4 protein-coding genes are annotated in these 4,395 nt (G+C 70.3%); 2 read left to right on the top strand and 2 right to left on the bottom strand.

The window, feature by feature from the left end; genetic code table 11:
- Both A9X03_RS17365 and A9X03_RS17360 read right to left on the bottom strand, forming a co-directional pair.
- Window positions 1-924: acetyl-CoA C-acetyltransferase (locus A9X03_RS17365; protein ID WP_067779918.1), on the bottom strand; the 924-nt coding region annotated here is incomplete at its 3' end.
- 83 nt (window positions 925-1,007) lie between these two features.
- Entirely contained in the window at window positions 1,008-1,970 is a 963-nt protein-coding gene (locus A9X03_RS17360) for an SGNH/GDSL hydrolase family protein (protein ID WP_156675571.1), read from the bottom strand.
- Between the two features lie 243 nt (window positions 1,971-2,213).
- Here A9X03_RS17360 and A9X03_RS17355 point away from each other — a divergent pair, with 243 nt between their 5' ends.
- Together A9X03_RS17355 and A9X03_RS17350 are read left to right on the top strand one after the other, a co-directional pair.
- Window positions 2,214-3,281, top strand: coding sequence for an alpha/beta hydrolase (locus A9X03_RS17355; protein WP_067779907.1), 1,068 nt, complete (start codon window positions 2,214-2,216; stop codon window positions 3,279-3,281).
- Window positions 3,282-3,348: 67 nt separating this feature from the next.
- Window positions 3,349-4,395, top strand: a 1,047-nt coding sequence (locus A9X03_RS17350; RefSeq protein WP_068262152.1) for a cystathionine beta-synthase, incomplete at its 3' end; no start/stop codon positions are given.

Raw genomic sequence — 4,395 nt, 5'->3', positions numbered from 1 at the left:
GGACGCCTCGATCGGACCCAGCCCCATGATCTCCGGCGACAGGCCGCTGACGCCGGTGGACACGATGCGCGCCAGCGGGGTCAGGCCGAGTTCCTTGGCCTTGGTGTCGCTGGTGATCACCAGCGCGGCGGCGCCGTCGTTCAGCGGGCAGGCGTTGCCCGCCGTCACGGTGCCGTTGGGCCGGAACACCGGCTTGAGCTCGCTGACCTTCTCATACGTGGTACCGGGACGGGGGCCGTCGTCGGTGCTGACGGTGGTGCCGTCGGGCAGGGTCACCGGAACGATCTCGCGCTCGAAGAACCCACTCTTGATCGCTTCCTCGGCGCGGTTCTGGCTGCGCACGCCCCAGCGGTCCTGCTCCTCCCGGCTGACGCCGGTGAGGATGGCGACGTTCTCGGCGGTCTGACCCATCGCGATGTAGACGTCGGGCACGTTCCCGTCGGCCCGCGGGTCGTGCCATTCGTCGGCGCCGCCCGCCGCGGCGGCGGTGCGCTCCTGGGCCTCGTCGAACAACGGGTTCTTGGTGTCCGGCCATGAGTCGGAGTTGCCCTTGCCGAACCGGGACACGGTCTCCACGCCGGCCGAGATGAACGCGTCGCCCTCGCCGGCCTTGATGGCGTGGAACGCCATCCGGGTGGTCTGCAGCGACGAGGAGCAGTACCGGTTGACGGTGGTGCCGGGCAGGAAGTCATAGCCGAGCTCGACGGCGACCACCCGCGCCATGTTGAAGCCGGACTCGCCGCCGGGCAGGCCGCAGCCCAGGATCAGGTCGTCGATCTGGTGGGGGTTGAGCGCGGGCACCTTGTCCAGCGCCGCGCGCACCATCTGGGCGGCCAGGTCGTCGGGTCGCATGGAGACCAGCGACCCCTTCATCGCGCGGCCGATCGGCGAGCGGGCGGCGGAGACAATAACGGCTTCAGGCATGACGGTTCCCTTCAAATCCCTTCCGGATTCCGGCGAGCTCGCTTCACAAACCGTTGACTGGACGCCGACGGACTAGGACAAATCTAGTCGTTGCCAACCGGTGGGCACGAGGACGGGGCGGGTCCCGGCGCCGGGCGACGCCACAGCCGCGACATCACGCTGGTTCGGGTGTGCCGCTGTCCGAGCACCGGCGGGGTCGTCGACGCCGCCAATTCCAGCGGCGGGATGTCGACCTCCTCGCCCAGCGCCTCGCACAGCGCGCGCAGCAGCGCGTCGGCCGCGATCGCGTACGCCGGGGCGGACGGGTGGAAGCCGTCGGGGGAGAACATCACGTGCGGCGTCGACCGGAATTGGGGTGTCAGCAACTGCCCGAGCGGTACCGGCATGCCGCCCGCGGCCCGGACCGCCGCGGCCTGGGCGCGCGCGAGCTGCGAGCAGCGCTCGTGCGCCAGCGACCGAAGCGGTTGCGGGATGGCGGTGATGACACCCAGGTCGGGACAGGTGCCGGCGACCACCACCGCGCCGCGGGCGCGGAGCTTGCGAACGCTGAGCCCCAGCCGCTGCGCCGACTGGCTCACGCCGTTGAGGGCCGTCACGTCGTTGGCGCCCACCATGATCACCGCCGCGTCCGGCGGCGCCCCGGCCACGAACATCGCATCCACCTGGCCGCACACCCCCTTCGACGTGGCGCCGACGATGGCCTTTGTGCTCAGCCGGATCCGCTTGCCGGTCTGCTCGGCGAGGCCCCGGGCGATCCGGACCCCCGGCACCTCCTCGGGGCTCACGCACCCGTACCCGGCGGCGGTGGAATCGCCGAAGATCATCAAATGCAGGTCGACGGGCATGCCGCGGTGCCAACGCTCCACCGGCCCGCCGCCGCGGGTGTACACCCCGTCGGCGCGCGGCGGGATGTCCCATGACTTGGGGATGACGGTGCGCGCGTGCGTCGCCTGACCGACGAGCAGGTTGCGCGCACCCAGATAGGCAGTTCCTGTCGAGGCGAGGGCGCCTGCGGTGGCCAGGGCGATCGCCGAACGACGGGGCACCCGCATGGTCACGCAACCTATTTTAGATGGGCTTGCATGTTTGCGGGGTCGGGCGACGAACAATGTGGTCACGGGAGGAATCAAATTGGTAACGAATCAGACTTTTTAAATGTTCTCTTAAGAAGTGCCTGTCAAGCTGAGTCGGCGGGGTTGGCTGAGTGCCTTGGATGAGCGGCTGAACCAGACGCTTAGCTGCCTCGTCACATGCTGTATCGCACTACAACGGCGTAGGAAGTGTTGAGCATGAGCGCACCCGGTCAGGTATCCGGTTCCCCCCGGACTGCCCTTCGTCCTTATCAAGTTCTCAAGGCGCGTCGCGCGGAAACGCGCCGGTACGCGATGAGCGACGGCGCGCCGGTCGAGGTCCTCGAGTCCGGGCCCAGCGTTGCTGCGCGGCTGGCCAACCTGACGTCGCGGGTGACCATCCGGCCGGTGCTGTCCGTCGGTAGCCACGTCCCCAACTTCCCCTGGCCCTGGGGGCTGATCGACCTGGCGGCCCGGGTGGTGCTGCCGGTGTCGGCCACCGTGCGCGAGACGGTGAAGCTGCCCAACGCCTCGGCGCAGCTGGTGCGCGCGCCCGGTGTGCTGCCCGCCGACGGCACCCGCCGGGTGGTCGTCTACTTCCACGGCGGCGCGTTCCTGACGTGCGGGGCCAATTCGCACGGCCGGCTGGTCGAGACGTTGTCTCAGTCCGCCGACGCGCCGATCTTGGTGGTCAACTACCGGCTGCTGCCCAAGCACTCGATCGGGATGGCCCTCGACGACTGCCACGACGGCTACCAGTGGTTGCGGCTGCGCGGATATCAGCCGGATCAGATCGTGCTGGCAGGCGACTCCGCCGGCGGCTACCTGGCGCTCGCGCTGGCGCAACGCCTCCAGGAGGAGGGCGAGGAGCCCGCGGCGCTGGTGATGATCTCGCCGCTGCTGCAGCTGGCGAAGGAAGACAAGCAGGCCCATCCCAACATCAACACCGACGCGATGTTCTCGCACCGGGCGTTCGACGCGCTGGCCGAGCTGGTCGCCAGCGCGGCCACCAAGCACAAGGTCGCGGGGCGGCCCGAGGAGACCTACGAGCCGATCGAGCACATCAAGCCCGGCCTGCCGCGGACGCTGATCCACGTCTCGGGATCCGAGGTGTTGCTGCACGACGCGCGGCTGGCGGCGAGCCGGTTGGCCTCGGTCGGGGTGCCGGCCGAGGTGCGGGTGTGGCCCGGCCAGATTCACGACTTCCAGTTGGCCGCGCCGATCGTCCCCGAGGCGGTCCGGTCGCTGCGCCAGATCGGCGACTATATCCGCGAGGCCACCGGCTAGCGCAACGCCGCGGGCGTCAGGGGGAAGCCGTCGTGCACCGCGGGAACGTGCCTGACACGATGAACGCATGCGGATCGCCCAGCACATCAGTGAGCTCATCGGCGGCACGCCGCTCGTGCGCCTGAATTCCGTCGTCCCCCAGGGCGCCGGCACCGTGGCGGCCAAGGTCGAGTACCTCAACCCCGGGGGCAGCTCGAAGGACCGGATCGCGGTCCGCATGATCGACGCCGCCGAGGCGAGCGGGCTCCTGAAGCCCGGCGGCACCATCGTCGAACCCACCTCCGGCAACACCGGCGTCGGCCTGGCGCTGGTCGCCCAGCAGCGCGGGTACAAGTGCGTGTTCGTCTGCCCCGACAAGGTCGGCGAGGACAAGCGCAACGTGCTGCTCGCCTACGGCGCCGAGGTGGTGGTCTGCCCGACGGCCGTGCCGCCCGAGCACCCGGACAGCTACTACAGCGTCTCCGACCGGCTGACCCGGGAGATCGACGGCGCCTGGAAGCCCGACCAGTACGCCAACCCCGAGGGCCCGGCCAGTCACTACGCCAGCACCGGCCCGGAGATCTGGGCGGACACCGACGGCAAGGTCACCCATTTCGTCGCCGGCATCGGCACCGGCGGCACGATCACCGGCGCGGGCCGCTACCTCAAGGAGGTGTCGGGCGGCGCCGTGCGGATCATCGGCGCGGACCCCGAGGGGTCGGTGTACTCCGGGGGCACCGGCCGGCCCTACCTGGTCGAGGGCGTGGGCGAGGACTTCTGGCCCGCCGCCTACGACCCGACCGTGCCCGACCAGATCATCGCGGTGTCCGACTCCGACTCGTTCGACATGACCCGGCGGTTGGCCCGCGAGGAGGCGATGCTGGTCGGGGGGTCGTGCGGGATGGCGGTGGTGGCCGCGCTGAAGGTCGCCGAGGAGGCCGGCCCCGACGCTCTGGTGGTCGTGCTGCTGCCCGACGGCGGCCGCGGCTACATGGCGAAGATCTTCAACGACGCCTGGATGTCGTCGTACGGGTTCCTGCGCAGCCGCCTCGACGGTTCCACCGAGGAGTCCACGGTGGGCGACGTGCTGCGCGGCAAGTCCGGCGCCCTGCCCGACCTGGTGCACACCCATCCG

Origin of the sequence: Mycobacterium sp. E1715 (assembly GCF_001667625.1) — a bacterium.
Classification (GTDB): domain Bacteria; phylum Actinomycetota; class Actinomycetes; order Mycobacteriales; family Mycobacteriaceae; genus Mycobacterium.
This window is presented reverse-complemented; position numbering and strand designations above follow the sequence as displayed.

Coding starts and splice junctions, on each gene's coding strand:
- A9X03_RS17355 (WP_067779907.1), top strand. CDS start 2,214: ATGAGCGCACCCGGTCAGGTATCCGGTTCCCCCCGGACTGCCCTTCGT.